The organism is Microcoleus sp. AT3-D2, from assembly GCF_036705715.1.
In the GTDB taxonomy this organism is placed as follows: Bacteria; Cyanobacteriota; Cyanobacteriia; order Cyanobacteriales; family Microcoleaceae; genus Microcoleus.
The window spans coordinates 46,803-69,837 of record NZ_JAUBVE010000003.1 but is presented as its reverse complement, the minus strand read 5'-3'; the positions used below and the strand labels follow the sequence as shown (position 1 = coordinate 69,837).

Annotated in this window: 20 protein-coding genes; 12 read left to right on the top strand and 8 right to left on the bottom strand. The window is 47.7% G+C overall.

The annotated features are described in order from the left end of the window. Nucleotides 1-105 precede the first annotated feature (105 nt). Nucleotides 106-303 (bottom strand): hypothetical protein, encoded by a 198-nt coding sequence (locus QUB44_RS02490; RefSeq protein WP_006631916.1) that lies wholly within the window; start codon nucleotides 301-303, stop codon nucleotides 106-108. 168 nt (nucleotides 304-471) lie between these two features. Between QUB44_RS02490 and glyA the strand changes: the two genes are divergently transcribed. From glyA to QUB44_RS02450, 8 genes are all read left to right on the top strand, one after another. Next, the gene (gene glyA / locus QUB44_RS02485; protein ID WP_333362683.1) at nucleotides 472-1,755 is read left to right on the top strand and encodes a serine hydroxymethyltransferase; all 1,284 of its coding nucleotides are present in this window, start codon (nucleotides 472-474) and stop codon (nucleotides 1,753-1,755) included. 455 nt (nucleotides 1,756-2,210) lie between these two features. Continuing rightward, a complete protein-coding gene (locus QUB44_RS02480; RefSeq protein ID WP_333362679.1) occupies nucleotides 2,211-3,266 on the top strand; it encodes an MraY family glycosyltransferase in 1,056 nt (351 codons plus the stop codon). Between the two features lie 141 nt (nucleotides 3,267-3,407). After that, nucleotides 3,408-4,664 (top strand): competence/damage-inducible protein A, encoded by a 1,257-nt coding sequence (locus QUB44_RS02475; RefSeq protein ID WP_333362677.1) that lies wholly within the window; start codon nucleotides 3,408-3,410, stop codon nucleotides 4,662-4,664. A gap of 300 nt (nucleotides 4,665-4,964) precedes the next feature. After that, entirely contained in the window at nucleotides 4,965-5,102 is a 138-nt protein-coding gene (locus tag QUB44_RS02470) for a hypothetical protein (RefSeq protein WP_333167394.1), read from the top strand. 105 nt (nucleotides 5,103-5,207) lie between these two features. Further along, nucleotides 5,208-5,648: a type II 3-dehydroquinate dehydratase gene (aroQ, locus tag QUB44_RS02465; protein ID WP_333362674.1), complete on the top strand. Its 441-nt coding sequence runs from the start codon at nucleotides 5,208-5,210 to the stop codon at nucleotides 5,646-5,648. A gap of 160 nt (nucleotides 5,649-5,808) precedes the next feature. Beyond that, a complete protein-coding gene (locus QUB44_RS02460) occupies nucleotides 5,809-6,957 on the top strand; it encodes an ADP-ribosylglycohydrolase family protein (RefSeq protein ID WP_333362671.1) in 1,149 nt (382 codons plus the stop codon). Between the two features lie 411 nt (nucleotides 6,958-7,368). Next, on the top strand, nucleotides 7,369-9,924 hold the full coding sequence (locus tag QUB44_RS02455) for an HDIG domain-containing metalloprotein (RefSeq protein ID WP_333362668.1): 2,556 nt from the start codon (nucleotides 7,369-7,371) through the stop codon (nucleotides 9,922-9,924). 46 nt (nucleotides 9,925-9,970) lie between these two features. After that, the gene (locus QUB44_RS02450) at nucleotides 9,971-10,231 is read left to right on the top strand and encodes a hypothetical protein (protein WP_333362665.1); all 261 of its coding nucleotides are present in this window, start codon (nucleotides 9,971-9,973) and stop codon (nucleotides 10,229-10,231) included. Between the two features lie 65 nt (nucleotides 10,232-10,296). On the opposite strand, the gene QUB44_RS02445 is transcribed toward QUB44_RS02450, so the two are convergent. Continuing rightward, nucleotides 10,297-11,214 (bottom strand): carbohydrate ABC transporter permease, encoded by a 918-nt coding sequence (locus tag QUB44_RS02445; RefSeq protein ID WP_333362662.1) that lies wholly within the window; start codon nucleotides 11,212-11,214, stop codon nucleotides 10,297-10,299. A 15-nt stretch (nucleotides 11,215-11,229) separates the two neighbouring features. On the opposite strand from QUB44_RS02445, the gene rpsF reads away from it, so the two are divergent. From rpsF to argJ, 4 genes are all read left to right on the top strand, one after another. Beyond that, the gene (gene rpsF / locus QUB44_RS02440) at nucleotides 11,230-11,565 is read left to right on the top strand and encodes a 30S ribosomal protein S6 (protein WP_015176119.1); all 336 of its coding nucleotides are present in this window, start codon (nucleotides 11,230-11,232) and stop codon (nucleotides 11,563-11,565) included. A gap of 824 nt (nucleotides 11,566-12,389) precedes the next feature. After that, on the top strand, nucleotides 12,390-12,584 hold the full coding sequence (locus tag QUB44_RS02435; protein ID WP_006631905.1) for a hypothetical protein: 195 nt from the start codon (nucleotides 12,390-12,392) through the stop codon (nucleotides 12,582-12,584). Between the two features lie 61 nt (nucleotides 12,585-12,645). Further along, complete coding sequence (locus tag QUB44_RS02430) at nucleotides 12,646-12,786, top strand: hypothetical protein (RefSeq protein WP_015176121.1); 141 nt, start codon at nucleotides 12,646-12,648, stop codon at nucleotides 12,784-12,786. A 327-nt stretch (nucleotides 12,787-13,113) separates the two neighbouring features. Further along, the gene (gene argJ, locus QUB44_RS02425; RefSeq protein ID WP_333362834.1) at nucleotides 13,114-14,355 is read left to right on the top strand and encodes a bifunctional ornithine acetyltransferase/N-acetylglutamate synthase; all 1,242 of its coding nucleotides are present in this window, start codon (nucleotides 13,114-13,116) and stop codon (nucleotides 14,353-14,355) included. Between the two features lie 318 nt (nucleotides 14,356-14,673). Here the strand turns inward: argJ and QUB44_RS02420 are convergent, their stop codons facing one another. The 6 genes from QUB44_RS02420 to QUB44_RS02395 form a co-directional block, all read right to left on the bottom strand. Continuing rightward, nucleotides 14,674-15,912, bottom strand: coding sequence for a hypothetical protein (locus QUB44_RS02420; RefSeq protein WP_333362659.1), 1,239 nt, complete (start codon nucleotides 15,910-15,912; stop codon nucleotides 14,674-14,676). Between the two features lie 211 nt (nucleotides 15,913-16,123). Beyond that, nucleotides 16,124-17,344, bottom strand: coding sequence for a decarboxylase (locus QUB44_RS02415; RefSeq protein WP_333362657.1), 1,221 nt, complete (start codon nucleotides 17,342-17,344; stop codon nucleotides 16,124-16,126). A 115-nt stretch (nucleotides 17,345-17,459) separates the two neighbouring features. Continuing rightward, nucleotides 17,460-19,250: an asparagine synthetase B family protein gene (locus tag QUB44_RS02410; RefSeq protein WP_333362655.1), complete on the bottom strand. Its 1,791-nt coding sequence runs from the start codon at nucleotides 19,248-19,250 to the stop codon at nucleotides 17,460-17,462. Then, the gene (locus QUB44_RS02405; RefSeq protein WP_333362652.1) at nucleotides 19,251-19,874 is read right to left on the bottom strand and encodes a DUF3859 domain-containing protein; all 624 of its coding nucleotides are present in this window, start codon (nucleotides 19,872-19,874) and stop codon (nucleotides 19,251-19,253) included. A 275-nt stretch (nucleotides 19,875-20,149) separates the two neighbouring features. Next, the gene (locus QUB44_RS02400) at nucleotides 20,150-20,866 is read right to left on the bottom strand and encodes an HAD-IA family hydrolase (protein WP_333362650.1); all 717 of its coding nucleotides are present in this window, start codon (nucleotides 20,864-20,866) and stop codon (nucleotides 20,150-20,152) included. A gap of 91 nt (nucleotides 20,867-20,957) precedes the next feature. Continuing rightward, complete coding sequence (locus QUB44_RS02395) at nucleotides 20,958-22,883, bottom strand: S9 family peptidase (RefSeq protein ID WP_333362648.1); 1,926 nt, start codon at nucleotides 22,881-22,883, stop codon at nucleotides 20,958-20,960. Nucleotides 22,884-23,035 lie beyond the last annotated feature (152 nt).

Genomic DNA, 23,035 nt, shown 5'->3' with positions numbered 1-23,035 from the left:
CCATTAAACTCAGGATAACGCAGCAGCAGGGTTTGTGTTTCGACTCTGCCGGAACTTGCTTTTCACTCAGCGGGGAGCAGCCTCAACTACCAACGGCAGGCTTTCTTATTTAATATTGGCAATGACGAAGCCCATTTGACACTCGTACCGATCGGGCAAATTTTCCGTAGGTTTAGCAACTGGATGGCCACAGCGAAGCTCTCCACCGCTCCAGCGCGGTTGGCCCGTGCGATCTGCCAGCAAACAACTTTGGCAAACACACTGAGGGGCAAGCATCTGATTTTCCATTAAAATGACTAACATTTGATACCTCCGACAGGTTTCACACCAGTAATTTCATTGTATGTCAGGAGTTGGGGACAAACGGCTTAACCTGAACACAACGTAATATTTATGTCAATCGTGCGAAATCCGTAGTACGGTATAAGATCCCCAATTCCCAATCCCAAAATTGTCAAGAGGTTGATTATTGTGACGGACACTAACTTAGAATTCCTTTCCAAAACCGATCCGCTCATTGCCGATTTAATCGGGCAAGAGCTGCAGCGGCAGCGAGACCACCTAGAACTCATCGCCAGCGAAAACTTTACCTCCGCAGCGGTAATGGCAGCTCAAGGCTCAGTGCTGACCAATAAATACGCCGAAGGACTGCCAGCGAAACGGTACTACGGCGGCTGCGAATTTATTGACGGCATCGAGCAAATCGCGATCGACCGCGCCAAACAGCTATTTGGAGCAGCTCACGCCAACGTCCAGCCCCACTCCGGCGCTCAAGCCAACTTTGCAGTATTTTTGAGCTTGCTGGAACCCGGAGACGGAATTATGGGCATGGATTTGTCCCACGGCGGACACTTGACCCACGGTTCGCCGGTCAACGTATCCGGCAAATGGTTCAAAGCTTTTCACTACGGCGTCAGCCAAGAAACAGAACAGCTCGACTACGACGAAATTTTGGCCAGTGCCAAAGAAAACCGACCGAAATTGCTAATTTGTGGCTATTCAGCATATTCGCGAATTATTGACTTTGAGAAGTTTAGAGCGATCGCCGACGAAATCGGAGCCTACCTGCTCGCCGACATCGCCCACATCGCCGGGTTAGTCGCCACAGGGCACCACCCCAACCCCCTCCCTCACTGTCACGCAGTCACCACCACCACTCACAAAACCCTGCGCGGCCCCCGTGGTGGCTTGATTATGACTAATGACCCGGAATTAGGTAAAAAGTTTGACAAAGCAGTTTTCCCCGGCACTCAAGGTGGCCCCTTAGAACACGTCATTGCGGGCAAAGCAGTAGCTTTCGGCGAAGCATTAAAGCCTGAATTTAAAACTTATTCCGGTCAAGTAATTGAAAATGCACGCGCTTTAGCGACACAGTTGCAGCAGCGGGGTTTAAAACTCGTTTCCGGCGGCACGGACAATCACTTAATGCTAGTTGATTTGCGATCGGTAAACATGACAGGGAAGCAAGCGGACCAATTAGTCAGCGGTGTGAATATTACTGCTAATAAAAATACCGTGCCTTTCGATCCGGCATCGCCCTTTGTCACCAGCGGTTTGAGACTCGGTTCGCCGGCAATGACCACCAGGGGAATGGGAACAGCAGAATTTACCGAGATTGGCAATATTATTGCCGATCGCCTGCTAAATCCCGATGATGAAAGCGTCGCAGCCGACTGCCTGCGTCGAGTAGCAGCACTATGCGATCGCTTCCCCTTATATCCTCACTTGTACTTGAAAGTGCCGGCATTAGCTTAATTTTCCTGATCGGCAATGGGGAATTGGTAGTTGGAAGTGTACGGGTAAAAGGGTAAAAGAGCAGGAAAAGATTGAGAGTTGCCGGTAGCGATATTGACAAGCAGTTTTCACCAAAAATATCGATCGCCAATACGGTTTTTACTAAAGATATTTGTCGGGCGGGGCTGGTTTGACTAACGGTATTTGTAGGTTGCGAAAGATACCGCTAGGGCTGGGCCCGCTCGCCAAATATCGACTTTTTAGCTCGCGAAAGAGTCGATATTTCAAATCGTTAATTCGAGAGTTAGAAATGAAAAACCTGACAATTCGCCCCAGGGCAACTGCCATTGCGGCAAATCTCCGACTCCCAAACCCCCAGTCGCTCTTCAAGATGTTTCCTTGTTATAAGCCATCTGAAATGTAGTAGACTCTGCCTGACAGCCTAATTGCCCCGCACTATTTAAAATTGATTTCAGATGCCGTACCAGTATCTGTACCACATACTCGCTTTTCTGGTTTCTGCGATCGTCGTCCTCTGGAGTACGCCAATAGTCAAAAAAATTGGTCTCAAAAGCGGGCGAGTCGATCGACCAGGCGAGCGAAAAGTCCACAAGCGCCCTATGGTGCGCCTGGGAGGAGTGTCCATCTTTCTCGGCACTATCACTGCCCTCTTATTTGTCTGGCTCTCAGGAGGCTTCATCGATGCTAACGGACAAGTTCTCAATCCCAAAGACGAATACGAAATTTGGGGAGTCACCCTCGGCGGCATCGGATTCTTCCTCATCGGTTTAGCAGACGACCTATTTTCACTCTCGGCCTTAAAACGCTTGCTCATGCAAATTGGCGTATCCAGCATCGTTTGGATGGCAGGCGTACAAATTGAGTTTCTGACAGTTCCCTCCTTGGGACTTACTAATATTGGCTGGCTGAGCTTGCCAATTACCGTGATTTGGCTCGTCGGCATGGCTAACGCCATCAACTGGATTGACGGTTTGGACGGTTTAGCTGCCGGAGTTTCAGGGATTGCAGCAGTTGTGATGCTGATTGTCAGTCTGGCGATGCAGCAACCGGCGGCGGCCCTGATTGCAGCGGCTTTAGCTGGCGGGGCCTTGGGATTTCTGCGCTACAACTTCAATCCGGCTCAAATCTTTATGGGAGATGGCGGGGCTTATTTTATCGGGTTTACTCTCGCTGGAGTGGGAGTAATTGGGTTAGTTAAAACTACGGCTGTTACTTCTGTGTTGCTGCCATATTTAATTTTAGCTGTACCGATTTTAGATATGTCGGCGGTGATTCTTGATCGACTTCGCAACGGCAAGTCACCGTTTATTGCTGACAAGCGCCATCTCCACCACCGACTTCTAGAAGCCGGACTATCCCATCGATTTGCGGTTTTATTTATTTACTCACTGACACTGTGGGTGGGAAGTTTAGCCCTAGCTTTTTCGCTTCCCAGCGGCGTAATTTACGCTATGGGTGCAACAAGTTTGCTGGGATATGCTAGCTGGAAAGTTTGGAGACACGCTCGATAGTCATTAGTCATTAGTCATTAGTCAATGGTTAATTGTTTGTTGTTTGTTCTAATAACTAATGCCCAATGCCCAATTCCCAATGCCCAATGCCCAATTCCCAATTACCAAATCTAAAATCCAAAATCTAAAATCTAAAATGGAATGGTTGCTGAAATTATTTGTGTTGGCACTGAATTGCTGTTAGGCGATATTCTTAATAGCAATGCCCAGTTCTTAGCCAAAGAATTAGCGAGTCTGGGAATCCCTCACTACTATCAAACAGTGGTGGGGGACAATCCAGAACGTATCAAACAAGTGTTAGAAATCGCCGTCAGTCGATCGCAGCTTTTGCTCTTCACCGGAGGCTTGGGCCCCACACCAGACGATCTGACAGTCGAAACGATCGCCGATTTTTTTGGGGTTCCCCTCATCGAAAAGCCGGAAATTATTGCAGATATCGAATACAAATATGCTCAGCGGGGACGCACCATGAGTCCCAGCAACCGCAAACAAGCTTTAATTCCAGAAACTGCGGACATTCTGCCGAACCGCAGCGGTTCGGCACCGGGCATTATATGGCAGCCAGTTTCTAACGTGACAGTAATGACATTTCCCGGCGTACCGGCGGAATTGCACTTGATGTGGCAAGAAACCGCCGTTCCTTACCTGAAAAATGGCGGCTGGTGCAGCGCCACTATTTACAGCCGCACATTGAAATTTTGGGGAATTGCTGAGTCGGCATTAGCCGAAAAAGTAGATAGTTTTCTGAATTTAACTAATCCTACTGTGGCTCCCTACGCCAATCACGGCGAAGTCAAACTGCGGATTTCGGCCCGCGCGGAGTCGTCCGTGGCTGCTAAAAATTTGATTGAGCCGATCGAACAACAATTGCGGCAAATTGCCGGCTTAGACTGTTACGGTGCTGATAGCGATACCCTCGCTTCGACTGTGGGCCAATTGTTGCTCGATGCGGGGCAAACTCTTAGCGTGGCTGAATCCTGCACCGGAGGTGGATTGGGGGCGATGCTGACTGGTATTCCCGGCAGTTCGAGCTACTTTTTAGGCGGGATTATTTCTTACGACAATCGGGTTAAGGAAGGATTATTAGGTGTTAATCCGCAAGATTTAGCCGAGTTTGGGGCTGTCAGCCACCAAGTGGCAAAACAAATGGCTGCGGGAGTTCGCTCCAGCCTCAATACAAATTGGGGATTGAGCCTTACAGGCATCGCCGGGCCCGGAGGCGGCACAGATGCTAAACCTGTCGGACTGGTTTATGTCGGTTTAGCGGGCCCCAATGGCGACGTAGAAAGTTTTGAATACCGCTTTGGTGATGCCAGAGGCCGCGATTGGATTCGGAATCTGAGTAGCTGTACGGCGCTCGATCAACTCCGGCGTAAATTATTGTTGGCAAAAGCGTAGAAAAAAATCCTACGATTTGTCAATTGTCAATAGTCAGGCGCAAGCTTAAGCTTTATTTAACACTCTATACTCCGATATAATTCGGCAATTTTCCTTTTACCTCTTGATTATCTGTAAAGATTCGTTATGATAATAAGATAGGACTGATTGGCCAATATACTGACTCTCTCCTTTGCTCAAAACAACTAGCAAGCGAGAAAGCAAGTTTGACCTTTGGTTTCAAAGTCGTGCTTGCTTATTTTCAGATATTTAGCCGTCGGTTTAGCAATCTAGACTATAAAAAAAGGAGCTATCCGTTCAATGGAAAACATTGAAAAGGTGCTGGAACAAATTAAAGAATGGGTTCGCAAGCTGATAGAAGGATTGCTGAATCCTGAAGCTCAACCGGAACTCGAACCGATTCGTATTCCTGTCAACCAACCGAGAAATCGCCGATAGTCGGGACTGGATTGGAAGTTTGAGCTTTGAGCTTTGAGGTTGAAGACTGGTTCTAAATTCCAAGTCAAAATTCTCATAATTTTTGTTGCGCTGGAATTTTAAAAATTGTTAAATATCCTGGTACTTCACGGCCCTAATCTGAACCTATTGGGTCAGCGAGAACCTGGAGTTTATGGTTCTGCGACTTTAAATGATATCAACAAGTTGCTAGAACAAGAAGCGCAAGCCCTCCAGGTGCAAGTCTCTATTCAGCAGTCGAATCATGAAGGGGTGTTGGTGGATGCAATTCACTCGATGTTAGGCCAGCACCAAGGCTTATTGATTAATGCTGGAGCTTATACTCATACGAGTGTGGCAATTAGAGACGCGATCGCCGCGGTGAGTATTCCTGCGGTAGAAGTTCATCTGAGCAATATTTACCGGCGGGAAGCTTTTCGGCACCACTCGTTTATAGCAGCGGTGGCGATCGGGCAAATCAGCGGTTTTGGCTCAGAAAGTTATCGGCTGGGGCTGCAAGCTCTAGTTAGTTACCTGATTAAAAATTAAAAAATTACCGATTGTAGCGATCGGATGAGGGCAGGTTTTAGATGGAAAACCAGCCCTTATATGTTTGGGTGGAATTCAAATTAATCACAAGAGTTAGGCAAAGAAGCAAACCAGGAAAAATTCTAAATTACCAATTACTAACAACTTGAGTTAAATTCAAATGCGGCATTCCCTGTTGAGCAAGTTTCAAGGAACCATCTTGGGGGCAGTTTTAGGAGACTCTATAGGCCTGCAATACCAGAGGCAACTCGTGGGTATTCCCCCCGAAACAGAAGAGTTGCAGCCGATTTTACAACTGACGAAACACCAACAATTGACCCTAAGAGGGGCAACATTGGCGTTGAATTCTGTCAACAGTAAAATCCCAAGTGGCAAAGACTCATCCGAATGCGGGAGACTTGCGGTAGCGTGTGCTCAAAGTTTAATTCGGTGTAGGGGTTTAGATTTAAAAGATTGGCGCGATACTTGGCAAGCATTTGCCAAGTCGGAAATCTACCATCCCCGCAACAGTGAGTTTCAAACCCTGCTTAACCCTGGTGAAGCTGCCGTTGCTGCGCTGCCATCGGCGATGTTTTTTCACGAAAATAAAGCCAAGCTGCGAGAAAAAATCATGCTGGCGATAGAGGTTTGGCACAACGAAAACCAGCCAGAATGGGAAACAGCAATTTTAGCAGTAGCATATACGATCGCCCGATCTCTTAAAGAAAAACTTGACCCAGCGACAGCGATCGAGCAAACACTTGCCTACCTAAAAACCGATAATGCCTTAACAGAGCAGCTGCTGCAAGTGCAAATACTACTAGAAAAGGGAGCCGATTTAGAAACAGCCGCCACTCATCTGTGCAAAAGCGCCACAGCTTTGCGAGAAAGACAGAGCAAAGGTGAGAAAAAATTACAAAGGGAGTCAATTGTCAACCCAGGAAATTTCATTCCTATTGCCTTAGCTTTCTACTGCTTTTTGAACACCCCAGAAGACTTGCGCTTGTCAGTGGTGCGGGCCGCCCGCTGTGGCATAGCCGGACAAATAACCTGCGCTTTGACGGGAGCTTTGTCTGGAGCCTATAACGGCGTTGGTGGGATTCCTGTAGAATGGCGACAGGTATCTTCGGCTGAGGTTAATTCGCAGCAGCTAGCCGAGGGCCGAGAACCCTCGCTCTGGGGAACGGGCAGCGATGCAAAAATTGTAGAGTTAGCAAATAACCTGTTTGCTGTTTGGGCAGGAGTTTACAGACCCGATGCCGGACTGGATTCCGCAGCGCTAGCCCGATCGGTGGCTGCACCTTATGTCATTAGACCTCGTAAAATATAAAGGTGGGAGCTTTTAACGGTAAGGGGAAACCAGAAATTAGCAATTAACAAGTCAAAAGCCAAAGTGGAAGGAGAGCGACAATTAAAGATTAAAAAGTGAAAAATTAAATCGGACGCGCCTGCCACAAAAAACCGGCTTTCAACGAGAAGATGGGGTTGGGAAACGAAGAATCTACGGAGAAACGGGGTTTTTAACCCTCGCGCGCCAGTTCTGTTCAAGATGGACAAGGGAATGAAAGAAGCTGCTTGCGTGGTTGGCCACCGTCAGGAAAGCCAACTTCTGGTCATAGTCAGGCAAAGCAGTCTGGGGGGTTGAATATTCAGCCAGGGTAGTTCAGATAAAATCAATCAAGATGCCTAGTCAGAAATTCTGACAAAGCTGCTGGATAACAGTGATATATCTTCGACACAAATGAATACGCTCTCCTCATTGATGCGGCAGATTGAGCAGCTAGGGGCTGCGCGCTCACGGCGCCAACACATTGCTAAAGTGCAAAATGGCAGCAGCAAAGCAGATACCTCACGCGCTGGCGGGCCTCTCCTGAGCCGTTTGTCGCGCCAGAAATGGCTTCTTCCCGAGACTTTTACTACTAAATTTACAAGTAAAACCTCCAAATCAAGCCTCAAAAATCAAGCTCGTTCCCCTATGTTGGCGCTGGTAGCGGTAGTTTCCCTAAGCAGCACTCTGGGCCACCGCTTCTACAACCAGCCGAAACTGGATGTGGGGACGAAAGCTCCTCAGACGATTAAGGCTCCTGCTACTGCTAGCGTCCCGGATTACAAAACTACTGAAGAACAGCGGAAAGCAGCGCGGATCGGGGCTGTAGCGATATTAATGCTAGATCCTGCGGTCAATCGACAAATTTATCAAGAATTGCAACAATTTTTGCAGCATGGGAGCGATCTACGGGATGCGGTAGGCCCGTTTCCGTTTGCGAAGTCCTCGGCGCTCTCACTTGCTGTTCAGGTTTACTTGCGGAGCTGTCCTGAGTGGGAGTGGCGCTGGATTTTGGCGCAAGCGGGGGACAAAAGTGCAACTTCCGAGCGATTGAGTTTGGATTCCCCCGCAATTGCTGCGGCAACAGATAACAAGTCTCAGCAAGATGCTATCGCTCAACTGCAAGCTTACAGCCGATCGGTCCGGGCAGCAGACTTTCAAAGCCTGACAGACAGTATTTCCTCTGCTCGCCAGCGCTATCTCAATGCTGTGGAGGCGCTGGGAAAACCGTCGGTTTTGGGGCTGCCCCAGATTTACGATACTTCGCTGTTTGATTGGTCGGATGCAGCTTGGCAGAAAACCCAAACCGGTATGAGTCGGGCGGCAAAAAGGATGGTGGCTCAAGGTATCCCGCAGGGGTTGCCCAAAGAGATTTTGAAAGAAGCCGTGAACCTGCAAGTGGCTGATGAAGTGCCGTTAGAGTCCCAAGGTTTGGCCGTGGAGGGTTTAACAGCGATTTTGCAGCCAAATCTGGTGAGAGATCGCGAGGAAACCAAACAGCTAGCTGAATTAGCGGCGCAAAAGGTGAAACCGGTGATGATCGCAGTAGATCAGAGCGAGATAATTGTTGCACAAGGACAAGAGATCTCGCAGCAAGATTTCGTGTTGCTGGACTATTTTGGTTTAAGCCGGCGGGGGGTGAATTGGCTGGGGCTGACGGGTTTTGTTTGTTTGGTCGCGGGGGCAATTGCGATCGTACTGCTGGTGGAAAGGCACTACCGCTTGCGCCGCAGAGATCATTTGCTATTGCTGCTGCTGACTTTGAGCGCGCCGGTGCTAGTGAGTTTGGGGCTGCCTTGGACCAGTTTGCCGGCGATCGGGATTTTAGCGGGCGGCTTCTACGGTTCGGCAGTGGGAGTGAGTGTGGTGGGGCTGCTGTCGGCGCTGCTACCCGTTGGCTTAAATGTGGACTTGATTCATTTGGTGGCTAGCGGGGCGGGCGGATTGCTGGGCGGTTTTATGGCCGGGAGGCTGCGATCGCGCGAGGAATTGGCTCTTTTGGGCGTGGCTGTCGGCTTGACTCAGGGCACGGTTTATCTGGTGGGGACTTTGATTGCCAGCGCGGCTGTCGGTGCGATTTGGTACGTCGTGCTCGGTACCGTGGGCGCGCAAAGTTTGGCCGGTTTGGCTTGGAGCGTTGTGGCGCTCGGCATCAGCCCTTATTTGGAACACGTTTTTGACTTGATTACGCCTATCCGGCTGGCGGAACTTGCCAATCCCAACCGCCCGCTGTTGAAGAGGCTGGCTGCCGAGGCTCCGGGGACTTTTCAGCACACGCTGTTTGTGGCGAGTTTGGCGGAGGCTGCGGCCCGGGAACTCGGCTGCAATGTTGAGCTGGTCAGAACTGGGACATTATACCACGATATTGGAAAAATGCACGACCCGCTCGGATTTTGTGAAAATCAAATGGGCGGGGCTAACAAACACGATGAAATTAATGACCCTTGGGCGAGCGCGGAGATTATTAAAAAGCACGTTACCGAGGGTTTGGTGATGGCGCGAAAGCATCGATTGCCGAAGGCAATTCAGGCGTTTATTCCCGAACACCAAGGTACAATGTTAATTGCTTACTTCTACCACCAAGCGCAGCAAATTGCTGCAAAAGAAATAGAAGATTTAAAGCTGGTTTTGTCAGAGGCGGATAATTCAAAGTTAACAATCGCAAGTCGCCAAGTGAGGGAGGAAGATTTTCGCTACGATGGGCCGATTCCGCAATCGCGGGAAACCGGGATTTTGATGCTGGCGGATTCTTGCGAGGCTGCTTTGCGATCGCTCAAGGATGCTACTCATGAAGAGGCTTTGAGTATGGTTAATAAGATTTTGAGGGCTCGCTGGCAGGATAATCAGTTGATTGATTCGGATTTAACGCGGGAGGATATGTCTCTAATTGCGGAGATTTTTGTGCGAGTTTGGGAACAGTTCAATCACAAGCGGATTGCTTACCCTAGTGCAGTTTTCACTCCCAGGTAGGCGGAAATTTTTAGTTATGAAAAATCTGTTCGCATTTCAGTTGTGAATGAGATTTAATTGCGATTTGCCCCGCAACGTGCCATGCAATTCAGGATTGTCGCTGACAATTAACACAGGTTGTTTGATTCCTCAAAATTCCGAAGAGTCGATATCTCTTTCGCCAGCTAGGTGCGATCGCAATTTTTGCCAGTCTTCGGCATCGATCGCATTTGCAAAAGCGATGATAGTATCTACAACCGTAGCGCGGTCAACAATCCAGCGGATTTCTGGCCGTTCCTACATCACAAATAAATTTTGTGAGTTGTGAGTTCAAAAGATTTTAATTTTTAACCGCAGATGAACGCGGATAAATGCCGATTGTTTATCTTGATTCTATCCCTTGACTCCAGCAGCAGTTTCTGTTGGCACAATGTATTTTTGCAAGACCAAAAAGAGTCCTAAAACTGGAACAATAGAAATAATCGAACCCGCCGCAACTAAACGCCAATCTAAAGAAAATGTCCCGGCTAAATTGGCTACCCCTAAAGGTAAAGTGTAATATTCCGGTCTGTCTAAAACTAGCAGTGGCCACAGAAAGTCGCTCCAAGAACCGATAAATACGAAAATTCCTAGGGTGACTAAAGCTGGCTTAATTGCCGGAATCATGACGTGCCACCAAATGCCTAATTCGCTGCAGCCGTCGATGCGGGCGGCTTCTTCTAGTTCTTTGGGGACTGCTAGAAATGCTTGTCGTAATAAAAATATGCCGAAGGCTGAGGCTAGTCCGGGAAAGATTACGCCTAAATAACTATTTTTTAGTCCGAGTTGTACTGTCAATATATATAGGGGAATCATGACTATTTGGAAAGGAATCATGATTGTGGAAATGATTGTGATTAAAATGGCTTCGCGGCCGCGAAATTTGAGTCGGGCTAAGGGGTAAGCGGCGAGGGCGCAAAAGAGGACGTTGATGCTAACTGTGAGGCCGGCAATTAGGGTGCTGTTGAACAGGTAGCGGCCGAAGGGGTTGGTTTGCCAAACTTTGATGAAGTTTTCGAGGGTTGGCTGTTGTGGCCACAGTTGCGGGGGAAATTGAAAGATGTTTTCGGTGGGGGATTTGAGGGAGGTACTCAGAAGCCACAGCAGGGGAAACAGCATTAAAAGTGCGATCGCGCTCATGATGCTGTACGTCCACAGGGTGCTCAACCGCGAGGGAGTGTGGTTTGGGGAATTTGATTTTTTAGTTTTGAGATTGTTCATTGTTGGGATATGATGATAAGTCCTTGCTTCGTGAGAAGCCTTGTTGTCCATAAGGGGATTATTGCCATGAAACCGTTTATTTACGAAACTATGTACATTCTGCGCCCTGATTTGGGTGAAGAAATGACAGACCAGGCGATCGCTAAATATCAAACTATTTTGCGCGATCAAGGTGCTGAAAACATCGAAACTCAGCACCGCGGCAAGCGCCGTTTGGCTTACGAAATCGGCAAGCACCGGGACGGAGTATACGTTCAAATGAACTATACAGCTCCGGGCGCTGCAATTTTTACCCTGGAGCGTGCGATGCGTCTGAGCGAAGAAGTGATTCGCTATTTGACGATCAAGCAAGATGTGCCCGATGCACCTGAAGCGGAAGCGGAAGCTGAAGTCGCCGAGTAGCGATCGTGTCAACTTAACGTTTTATGTAGTAGCAGTCTACTGTTTGACGATTAGGGCCGCTTATTCCCCGGCACGCCTTTCTTAAGGGCTACGCTGTATACACAACTTGAAAAACTAACGTCAGAGCCTTTCGCTCCCCCTGGCATCCTCCTGAAAAAGAGGCTAGGGGGATATCTGGAATTGTGGGTACAGGATAGTTTCTGAAGGGCGGGACTTGATGTTAATTGAAATTATAGGTGAATGGGCGATTGTTTTTCTAAGGGAGGACGATCGCTCTTTTTTTTGGCGAGGCTGCTGGGGCTTAATCTATTTTTATCAACAAAGAAAGCTCGCTTTTTGAGGATGGCGAGGGCGATTCACTTAGCCCAAATCTATTATCTAGTTGACTACAAAAAACTTGACTATGCTTGAGCATAGCTGCTTAATCATTGTAAATCTAATTGTGATTAGCTACTTATTAAATTTACTGTTAACTAAGGCAAATTCGACTTTCTTGAGAGGCAAAATTCTGCATCTATAACTCTGAACCCAACTATAAAGTTATTTTTGCCCTTGGCAATTACGTAGCCGCCAAAATGTGGATCTTAGAAGAGGAATATGGTCAAATTTTGCCACCTGCTGCTTGATGTTGGGCCTGAATCCACTAGCCAAAGCCCGATCGCACTCCCTGCAACCTCGATCGAGATTCTCGCCCCATAGCCCAATTGTAAAGTTTTGTGACAATTTTGATTTGGTAGCTTTAGATACAGAATTGTCTGTTATAGTGATAGAAGAGAAGAAAAAACAAGCCCAACATTAATTTAAAGAATACGGAGGAACCGCATATGTCTACCGAAAATCAAGCTCGCTCTCTGATGATGCGCCACCACCAACTGGTGAAGAACCGCCAGCAATCCATGCTCAACCGCACCGCCACCGAAGTCGGGATGGAAGATACGCACTACTGGGGTCACATTCAAGGCAAACCGCAGCCCAGCTTTCAAGCCAGTTACGATCGCAGCAACGCCACTATGAGCTAGGGCAAGCTCAATTTCGACAATTGCCTACGAAGTTATTACCTATAATTTGGAGAAATCAGTTATGTCAACTCAAGAACAAGCCCGCAACCTGATGATGCGCCATCAACACGTCGTTAAAAACCGTCAGGAATCCATGCTGAGCCGTGTGGCTGCTGAAGTTGGTTTAGATGCTGGTTCTCCAGCGAGTATCGATCGCAAATAACTCCTTTTTTCAACGGCGAGATAGTTGAATCGAGTTTGTTGTTTGCCAGCTAAAAATTAATAATGTCAATTACAAAACCGTCGCGACTTCTTCTTGAGTTCTAACTCTAGATTGGAAGCCGCGATTAGTTTTATGGGGAATTGGGAATTGGGAATTGGGAATTAGGAATGGGAAATTGGGTTCAAAAGAATCTAAAATCTAAAATCTAAAATCTAAAATCGTTTGACCGATCGCTCACGCCGAAGTCTAAAATCTAAAATCTAAAATCTAAAATCTAAAATGGTATAATCCCCTTTCAGCAGATTGAAGGCTACTAGGGAGGTCATGATGTCGGACTGGAAAGAAATTGACGGCGGAGTTACAGCACCCAGAGGGTATAGAGCATCGGGAATTACAGCGGGTTTGAAGCCTTCAGGCTTGCCGGATTTAAGTTTAATTTTGTCAGAGGTGGACGCGATCGCCGCCGGAGTCTTCACGACATCAACAGTCCGGGCCGCTTGTGTGGACTACTGCCGCCAGCGTTTGCAAGCTAAACCCAGCGCGAAAGCAATTTTGTGCAATGCGGGACAAGCTAATGCTGCTACTGGCGAACAAGGTTTGGCAGATGCCCTCGAAAGTGCCAACTTGTTGGGAGAAGCGCTGAATATTCCTCCAGAATCTATTCTTTTGGCCTCCACTGGCGTCATCGGACAGCGGATAAAAATGGAACCGCTGAGGGCGGGAATTCCCCGATTAGTTGCTGAGGCATCGGAAACTGGTTCCGATGCGGCGGCTAAAGCTATTTGTACGACTGATTTAGTGCCGAAAACGATCGCCCTGGAAACCATGTTTGGCGATCGACCCGTCCGCATCGGCGGCATTTGCAAAGGTTCGGGAATGATTCACCCAAATATGGCAACAATGCTGGCATTTGTAACTTGCGATGCAGCAGTGTCATCGCATTTGTGGCAAGAAATGCTGAGTCGGGCGGCTAACAGAAGTTTCAATCAAATTACTGTTGACGGCGATACCAGCACCAACGATTCGCTAATTGCTTTGGCGAATGGTCAATCCCGCACACCGGCAATTACGGAAATGGGGGCAGATGCTGAAAAATTAGAGGCGATGCTGACAGAAGTTTGCGTGCATTTAGCAAAGGCGATCGCCCGTGACGGCGAAGGTGCAACTTGTTTGGTAGAAGTGCAAGTTAGCGGCGCGCTGGATGAAGTTTCTGCGAGTAAAATTGCCAAAACAATTGTCGGTTCTTCTTTGGTGAAAGCTGCTATTTTCGGACGCGATCCGAATTGGGGCAGAATTGCGGCGGCGGCTGGGCGCGCTGGTGTACCTTTCGATCAAGAGAATTTGCGGATTCAATTGGGGGATTTTTTGATGATGGAAAACGGACAACCTAAAGAGTTCGATCGCGCTGCTGCAAGTAATTATATGAAAGCGGCTGCGGAGGGAGAATATTTGAAGGCTGATACGGTTTTAATTCAGATTAGTGTCGGGAATGGCAGCGGTTTTGCTAAAGCTTGGGGATGCGATTTGAGTTACGACTACGTGAAGATTAATGCGGAGTATACGACTTAAAAAAGTTCACTACGTTACAAGTCCGGGTGGTTAGAAACCGCGCCTACACAAACAAAACCAGACGAGAGCGGGTTAAAGGCAAATTTCACACAATTTAAACTAAACTTCCCCCCGTGGGGGGAAATTTAAAAATCTGAAACCTTTACTCACCAAGTTAATCTCAGCTTTTTTGCTCCTCCTTTTAAAATCGCTGAAGCCATTACACAGATAAGCTTTTTATGATTTTAACTAAAGAGCGCTAAAAATCTTATTCAGACTAAGTTTCAAGACTTTTTAAGGTTATTATTAATAAGTCTAAAAAAATCTTGAAAACACGCCCTAACCGAAACTATCGGAGACAAACACATAGCCACCACCATACCCGACAGCATTATCCACTAATATTAAGCCGTCATTGGTCTGCGGATCGCCACTCTGAGCAAGTCCATAATTCACCACGCGCAACAACCGCTGTGGGGTAAACGATTCCAATTCCACAAAATTCCCTGCATCCAGCCATGCTAGTTCTTCGGCTGTTAAACCTTGCCTCACTGTGTCGGGTAATTGACGGGCGGTTTGTGCGACTGTTTGAGATTGCTGCACAAACATATCGCGGGTTGCTAAGATTTGACGGGGAGAAATTCCCAAATCAAAAATCGTCACCGCTTGATTGCCAAACCAGTTTGGACTGGTTCGCAGTTGATGTACCAAGCCAACTCCAGCAGGGCTCGCATTGTGCAGTGCATAGACTTTTAAATCGGTATTACGCCGCAGCATTTCAATCACGGTACTGAAGATGCTTTGGGGATAGCCACTAATACTAAGAATCGCGCAGTTGTTTTCAAAATGGACGTTGTTGGCAATGAGGAATTGAGCTATTTCGTCACTGTCACAGATAATTGCGCGATCGAAACTGTAGGCGGTGATTTCGGGATCGATGGCGGCGGGTAAAGCGTTTTGACGAGGAGCCGACAGCAGTTTTTCTAACGTTCCGTTCACCCTTTGCCAGCGTTGTAGCCATTCATCGCTCTGCGCTGCATTGACGAGAAATACTTCACGAATTTCCTGTTGACGACGTTTTTGTGAGGTGCCGAGCCACAAGGAAAATAGCCCTAGGAAACAGACTGTGATATACCCGGTAAAAGAATTAATAATCAGACTGAAGGGAACACCTATCACTAAAATAATTATCCCTAAAATTTGTAGATTTTTAGCATTATTTTTTCTGCTGTGAATACCTTGCTGAGAAGAGTTGCTATTTTTAAAAAGTTGCCCAATCCACAAAACATTGTAAAAAATGAATAAAATAAAAACTGCTAATTGCGGCGGATCTTGAAGCATATTACTAATAAAAATCCAGACGAAAATCGCTCCCAAAACGGGGAAAAATAAGTATAAACCAAGCCAACTCCATTTGCCAATTGAAGCACGATATTTAAGCCTTTTGTCAATAAAATACAAAAACTGTTTGAGCGTGAAGAATAACATATTTTGGCTGGAAATATCTTCGATCGCCTTCTTAAAAAACGGATCGGTGAATGCGAATCTTTGATCGGTGACGGTAGTGGGTTCAAACACAAACAGATGGTTGCACTGTTTGCAACGACCTGAGTTCCTGGTACGATCTCTCAAAATGTTGTCGGTGTTACACTGGACGCATTTCATTCCCATTTCGGTTACTCCTGATTAATTTAATGGATTTATATCGTTGGCGGTTGTTTCGGAATGATTTTACCGCAGAGGCCGCAGAGGGCACAGAGGAAGAGAAGAGAGAGATGAATAGTTCGGTTTAAAAGATTTGCCCGTTTAACAAAATGGAATAGTCTTCTCGCTGTCGAATTAATCGATCGCCCGTAGCATCAATCAACACCTCAGCAGGGCGGGGGCGGTGCAGAAAATGCGAAGACATCGCATAGCCGTAAGCCCCGCTATCCAAAATCGCGATCGCATCTCCAATTTTGAGTTTGGGTAGCCAACAGTTGCGCCCCAAATAATCCCGCGAATAAGTTGTGTTGCCGCAAATATCCGTTTCGTGTCGCGATACATCGTCGGTTTCCCAAGTCGCGATCGCCCGATAGCCCCCGTGCACCGCAGGCACCGATAGATTTGATACAGTCGTATCCACGCCGACAATTTGCCTCACGCCCAACCACTTCACCGACACAACTTTCGCAAGCAAAACGCCACAACCTGCGATCGCCGATCGTCCCGGTTCAATCACCAACTCGATCGGGCGAGATAGCGCACTCAATCGTTCAGTAATCGCCGCACCAAACTCCCGCCAGTCAAACACCGCACCGCCTCGATAGGGATAGCCAAAACCACCGCCAAAATCAAGGGTTCGCCAATCTGGCAACTGTTGGGCGATCGCAATTAGGCGATCGATCGCCTGCGTAAAAGCACTCGTGGCGTTCGTTCCTGTCCCCCGATAAAAATGCAATCCGGTAATCCTCAACCCCTGCTGCTGCGCGATTTCGTTTGCTTTCTCGAATTCGGCGGGACGCACTCCAATGCGACTGTCTCCTGTCAATTCCGGTGAGTTGAGGCGCAGTCCAATTTCGGCACGGATTGATCGCGGTTGACTGCCGGAATATTCGCAAAAATCCTGGAGTTGCGACAGACTATCGAAGTTAAATCGCTCGATCTTCCATTCAATCAATTGCTGAATATCCGCCCGGTTGAGGTTACTGCCCGTGTAGACAATGCGATCGCCCGTAAAACCCGCTTTCAGCCCCAAAAAAACATCCCCCGGTGTATTCGCGTGTAGCCCCCAACCAGCTTGCTGAATCAATTGCAACAGAGCAATATTGCCGTTGGTGACGCTAGCAAAATGAAACTGAACGTGCGGATAGTCGATCGATCGCGTAATATGCTCAAGGGTCTGATTGAGGATATCGGCCTGATACACATATAAGGGCGAACCATAAGTTGACAAAAGTCTCTCCGCCATTGCTTCGGAGAACGGCGGCGAATGTGTTTTGGTTTCATTTTGTAGCAAAGATTCAGTCATATAAAAGAAGGAAGAAGGAAGAAGGAAGAAGGAAGAAGGGAGAAGGGAGAAGGAAGAAGGAAAAAGGAAAAAGGAAGAATAAAGAAGGAAGATTGTAAAATTGAGTGAATAACAGTCAACAGTCAACAGTCAACCTCCTTCGATATTTCCAAATGCGCTGCCCGATCGCAGGTGGCAACCAAAACACATGATCGAGCGATCGCTTAACCGGAATTTCGCCTAAAACCTCGGTTCGCCATGCCTGCCACATCAGCAGCAGCCAGAGATTATTGCCAATATAGCGATCGCGCATTGCAACTCCGAGTTGTCCCGATAACATCGAGTCGGCCAAATGGGGCTGCCAGCAATTTTGCGATCGCAACAGATTCGGATTCAGGCGATCGCCGATCGCAGCCCAAAATTCGCGGTAATACCAAACCTTCAACGGCACACCCATCCCGCGCTTTTCCCGCCAGATAATTTCCGGTGGCAGCCAGCGTTCGGAGGCTTTTTTGAGGATGTATTTTTCGCACGCACCTTGCAGTAGCAGCTCGCCAGGGAGTTGAAACGTCCATGCTGTGAGGTCGGGGTCGCAAAAGGGCGATCGCACCCACAAACCGCAAGCAAACGCCAATGCGGTTGCCCTCGGCTGAATATTTTGGGCACCTTTGAGCATCAGCGAAGCGCGCCGCAGCCTCGCTAGCAGTGAAGGACAGGTTTCGGGATCGATCGCGTCTTGCAGGTAAACACTCAAATCGTGAGACTGGATGCGATCAAGCATTTCTGGCGAAAAAATCTGTTTTTCATAACCATAAAATCGCTGAAACGTCCGCAAATACTGCTGTTCAAAGGTTTCTTTTCCGGCAGGATGTTCTGCACTGTAAACTCCGTTGGCAATCAAAGGCTTGTTTGTCCATCCGGCAAATAGCTGATCGCCATTCTCGCCGTTGAACACCACCCGCACGTCTTGCGCCGCCGCCTGTTTGAGCAAAAACAGCGGGGCTGTTGTGCCATCTCCATAGGGTAAATCGAGGGCTTTGGCGGTTGGCCCGATCGCGCGCAACACTGCATCGCCCGTCGCCGCCACTCGGATCAGCGGAATCTGGAAAAAGTCCGCCACCTGTTGGGCGTAGGGCAGTTCGGAATAGGCTTCGACACCAAAATCGAGGGCATAGGCGCGCACTTGCAAGCCTGCTTTCACTAGCAGCGCCGTCACCAGGGAAGAATCGATGCCACCGGAGAGTAAAACGCCCACGGGTTCGTCGATCGGCAAATCGGCCACTTGTCGATCAATCGCCTGTTGCAACAGCGCTTGCAATTGTGCGATCGCCTCATCCTCACTCCGCAGTAGTTGGGGTGCTTCTTGCCAAGCCGATGGCAGCGATTCCCTACGGGATAGCTTCGCCGCGCGTACTTTCGGCAGATCGTTAACATCGGCGATTTCCCAAATCATCTCGCTTCCGGCTGCTACGGATGCAATTTGCTCGATCGGCGTTAACGGCGTGGGCACGTAGGAAAAACAAGCATAACTGTGTAGGGCGATCGGGCTAATTTGAGGGGAAGCAATCAGCGGTAGCAGCAATTGCATTTGCGTCGAAAACCAAATCGTTTCTCCCAACTGCATCCAGTAAAGCGGCACTCGCCCAAACGGATCGCGCCCCAGCCTTAGCTTTTTCGCTTCTACCGCCGCCCAAGCATCTCCCGGTAAATCGGTTAGCCCAAATCGCCCGCAAGCATTCAACGTCACTGTGTCAGCAGTGAGTACAGATGCAGAGGCGATCGCCCATTCTGATAATTTGCCCTGTCGGATGAAGTAATCTGGGACTAAACGGCTGAGCGTTTTTGTGCGTGAAGCGAAGCTATCCCGTAGGGAATCGTCCAGTCCCCAATAGCCGATAAAATGTGAAGGTTTGTCGATCGCACCCATCTATTTCACCGTGAAAGGTTCACTGCTGATCACGCGCCCATCCAGGGACATCCGAACTTCCCATTTGCCTGGGGCTGCAGCAGATCCGAGATCGTAAAAGCAGTGCGTATTCCAAACCGCAGTATCGATCGTGCGAGTTTGATACCTGCCCTGATGCACAATGTCACCGCTAGGATTAATCCAATCGCATTGCAGAGACAACTGATTGCCGATCGGAGCATTTTTCAACGTCACCTGGTAGTAGATGCGGGGGTTGATTTGACGGTTGACTTGAGTGAGGCTGTCACCACCTTTTTTCGATAGTGCAATCCTGTCTTCTCCTGCGACAATTTGAGCAGTTTGCTGCTGCTGATTTTGCCCGAACAGCACGCCTATACCGATCGCAGAAATGACAACAACTGTCGAGGCGATCGCGATCCAACGGTTGCGTCGCTGCTGTTTTTCTAGGGCTTCGCGACGGCGCATTTGGGCGATCGCATCTTCTAAAAGCTCATCAGGAAGATTCAACTCTCGTAAAATTTCTCTTACCTGATCTGGGGCCAATTCTAACTCGCGCTGCTGCGATAACTTGTCGATCTCAGCGATCACCTGTGCTAATTGAGTTTGAGTAAGTCGAGGTTCCATAAAGTTCTTTCCAGTTAAAAGTTAGATATATAAATCACCCCTCTCTTCTCTTCCTCTGCGCCCTCTGCGCTCTCTCTGGTTAAATTATCCATATTATTCAATAAATAGCTCTCAAAGTCAATTCATAAAAATCATAACCTTGACCTCATAAAAATCATATTTATAGGACTTAGCATGGGGGCCCAGAAACCGGAGCTTTTCACAAAAACACTTCTTTGCAACCCGCATATTAGGTAAAAAACCAAGTTTCTTTGTCCGAGTGAATAAATCCTGACTTATATAAAATCCAGACTAGGAAACTCTTCTACTTTTTGAGAATCAGTTAAATTCAACTTTCGTGAATCTATTTTTTCCTGTTGACGATTCAACCAAATTGCGTTTAGTCCCGCATTTTTAGCACCACAATAATCAGCCTTGAAGCTGTCGCCAATATGCAAAACATTCTCGGCAGTGCAGTTGTGCTTTTGCAATGCTGCGGTAAAAATTTGAGAGTCTGGTTTTGCTGCACCAACTTCGGTAGAAATTGTCACTGATGTGAAATATTCCGCTAAGTTTAGTGCTTTTAATACTGCATAAATTCGGGAATCGAAATTCGATACTACTGCTAATTCAATTCCTTGTTGCTGCCACTTATTTAATGCTGGGAATACGTCGGGATAGACGAACCAAGGTTCGGCGGTGGCAAAATGAGCGTATAGTTCCACAAAGAATTTGGGAAAGTCTGAAAATTGATTAAAAACGCCTGCTCTTTGAAAAGCGTTCGCGCAAACTGCTTGCCACCATTCAAATTCTAGCTGGGGAATTTTGGCTAATTCTCTTCCGGGAAATGCCATCGGATTTGAGTCAACGAAGCTTTGGAAAAATCCTGCATTTAATTGTTCACTGTCAACAGTTACTCCAAAACTATTGGCTAATTTTTGGTACACTTCGCCGACGCTGCCGCGCACGTCAAATAGTGTGCCAGCGGCATCTAAAAAAAATACTTTGGTCATTGGTTAATGGTTATTAATTATTAGTCAGTCAACTGTCAACTATCAACTGTCAACTATCAACTGTCAACTGTCAACTGTCAACTGTCAACTGTCAACTGTCAACTGTTGTTTGCGGATTCACCATACCAGAATGATTGGCAATGTTGCCCGCAGGTTCAAATCTGCCTCCTAAATATTTGGCTAGGAATTCTTCGGCGATCGCATAAAAGTGCAGGCGATTTTCTGGCCGCGCAAATCCGTGTCCTTCGTCTGTATAAAGCACGTATTCTACAGGTTTGCCGGCTTGTTTCATGGCATTGACAACTTGCTCGCTTTCTGCTACTTTAACTCGCGGGTCGTTAGCACCTTGGGCGATGAGTAAAGGTTTCTGAATGCGATCGACAAAAAATAAAGGTGAGATCGATTTGAGAAACTCTGGTTCTGTTTCCAAATTGCCGACGCGGTGATACAGACTTGCTTTTCTCGGTTCCCAGTAAGGGGGAATAGTTTGCAGCAGTGTAATCAAATTGCTTGGCCCGACAATATCGACGGCGCAGGCAAAAACATCGGGACTAAAAGTCAATCCCGCTAAGGCAGCATAACCACCGTAAGAACCGCCCATAATCGCAATTTTATCTGGTTGGGAAATTCCTGTTTCTACCAGCCAATTAACCCCATCTAGCAAGTCGTCGTGCATTTTAGCCGCCCATTCGCGATTGCCGGCATTGAGAAACGCTTTGCCGTAGCCGGTGGAACCGCGAAAATTGATTTGCAAAACGGCGTAACCTCGGTTTGCCAACCATTGGGCTTGTGGATCGTAACCCCAGGTATCGCGTGCCCAGGGGCCGCCGTGAACTAGCAAGACTGTCGGTACGGGTGTTGAGACACCAATCGGTTTTGTCAGGTAGCCGTGAATGGTTAAACCATCTCTTGCGGTGTAAGAAATGGGTTCCATTGATGATAGCGGTAGCCCTTCGAGTTTGGGTTTGTTGCTGAACAGAAAGGTGAAGGTTTTGGAGGCGCGATCGTACACATAGTAGTAAACTGGGCCGTCGTCTGTCATGTAAGCGACTAGCCAAGTGGTATCGGCGAGGTTGCGGCTAGTGATGGAGAATTCGCCGGGGCGGAATTTGCCGATCGCCTCAAAATCCTCTGCTATGCTTTGATCTAAAATTTGCCACTCTTGCTTGTCTTTGTAGAAGGAAACTGCTTGAATCTCTCGCTTGGTCGGGTGTATCAAAATATCGCCGACATCGTATTCTGGATCAGAGGCGATATCAGTTTCTTGTTTGGTTTCCAAGTCGAGTGCGATCGAACGTTTGGCGTTAGCATCGTGATTGCCGATGATGTAAAGAATTTTGCCGTTTTCTGAGAACATGACGGCACCGCCTTCGTCGTCGGGGCCCCAGCGTCGCAAGCTTTCCCAAGACTTATCCGCAGTTTCTCGAAATAGCAATTCTGTACTGCCGTCGGCATGGGTGGCTGTGGCAGCCCGCACTTGAAATTGGGCGTCAGCAATCCAAGTCCAACCCATGATGTTACCTGGGTTGTCGGTGTCGAGTTCAACGGCACCGTTTTGGAGGTTGATGCGGTAAACATCGTGTTTGCGGCGATCGCTGATGTTCATTTCCACTAAAATTTCATTAGGGAAGTTGCGGTCAAGGGCGATCGGATGAGCTCGAACGCCTTGAAATGGTGTCAAGTCGCGAACCAGATTTGACTGGATATTGACTAAATATAAATGCCAGTTTTCATCACCATCAATATCTTGCTGATAAATGAGTTCTTCGCCGCTGTAAGTCCAGAAAAAGATGCGGATGCCGCGTTTTTTATCTGCTGTCAGTTGGCGATCGTCTGCTTGATCGACGGTACGCAATTGCACTTGCAAGACGTTGTGTTCATCTGGTGCAATGTAGGCAATATACTTGCCGTCGGGTGAAAGTTTGGGGCTAGTTTTTTCGGGGTTTCCGAACAGAATTTCCCGCTCTATCAATGGTGGAAGTTCTGTTTTTTGCTGTTGAAATGTGGAATTTTGCATTTTTTCTCGTGCCTAATATTCTCTGAATCTACACTCCGACAGAAAAAACCAGGTTTTTACCAAATATGCCCGTAGTAGTGAAGTATTTTCGTGAAAAACCCGGTTTCGGAACCGCCCTCATAAGTCCTACAATCAATAATAAACCGTCAACT

Excerpts from the sequence above, each read along its gene's own strand:
- QUB44_RS02450 (WP_333362665.1), top strand. The coding sequence starts at position 9,971 with ATGAGATTTAATTGCGATTTGCCCCGCAACGTGCCATGCAATTCAGGA.
- QUB44_RS02430 (WP_015176121.1), top strand. The coding sequence starts at position 12,646 with ATGTCAACTCAAGAACAAGCCCGCAACCTGATGATGCGCCATCAACAC.
- QUB44_RS02480 (WP_333362679.1), top strand. The coding sequence starts at position 2,211 with ATGCCGTACCAGTATCTGTACCACATACTCGCTTTTCTGGTTTCTGCG.
- QUB44_RS02445 (WP_333362662.1), bottom strand. The coding sequence starts at position 11,214 with ATGGACAACAAGGCTTCTCACGAAGCAAGGACTTATCATCATATCCCA.
- rpsF (WP_015176119.1), top strand. The coding sequence starts at position 11,230 with ATGAAACCGTTTATTTACGAAACTATGTACATTCTGCGCCCTGATTTG.
- QUB44_RS02395 (WP_333362648.1), bottom strand. The coding sequence starts at position 22,883 with ATGCAAAATTCCACATTTCAACAGCAAAAAACAGAACTTCCACCATTG.
- QUB44_RS02460 (WP_333362671.1), top strand. The coding sequence starts at position 5,809 with ATGCGGCATTCCCTGTTGAGCAAGTTTCAAGGAACCATCTTGGGGGCA.
- QUB44_RS02415 (WP_333362657.1), bottom strand. The coding sequence starts at position 17,344 with ATGACTGAATCTTTGCTACAAAATGAAACCAAAACACATTCGCCGCCG.
- QUB44_RS02490 (WP_006631916.1), bottom strand. The coding sequence starts at position 303 with ATGTTAGTCATTTTAATGGAAAATCAGATGCTTGCCCCTCAGTGTGTT.
- QUB44_RS02455 (WP_333362668.1), top strand. The coding sequence starts at position 7,369 with ATGAATACGCTCTCCTCATTGATGCGGCAGATTGAGCAGCTAGGGGCT.
- QUB44_RS02470 (WP_333167394.1), top strand. The coding sequence starts at position 4,965 with ATGGAAAACATTGAAAAGGTGCTGGAACAAATTAAAGAATGGGTTCGC.
- QUB44_RS02435 (WP_006631905.1), top strand. The coding sequence starts at position 12,390 with ATGTCTACCGAAAATCAAGCTCGCTCTCTGATGATGCGCCACCACCAA.
- QUB44_RS02410 (WP_333362655.1), bottom strand. The coding sequence starts at position 19,250 with ATGGGTGCGATCGACAAACCTTCACATTTTATCGGCTATTGGGGACTG.
- QUB44_RS02400 (WP_333362650.1), bottom strand. The coding sequence starts at position 20,866 with ATGACCAAAGTATTTTTTTTAGATGCCGCTGGCACACTATTTGACGTG.
- argJ (WP_333362834.1), top strand. The coding sequence starts at position 13,114 with ATGTCGGACTGGAAAGAAATTGACGGCGGAGTTACAGCACCCAGAGGG.
- QUB44_RS02475 (WP_333362677.1), top strand. The coding sequence starts at position 3,408 with ATGGTTGCTGAAATTATTTGTGTTGGCACTGAATTGCTGTTAGGCGAT.
- QUB44_RS02405 (WP_333362652.1), bottom strand. The coding sequence starts at position 19,874 with ATGGAACCTCGACTTACTCAAACTCAATTAGCACAGGTGATCGCTGAG.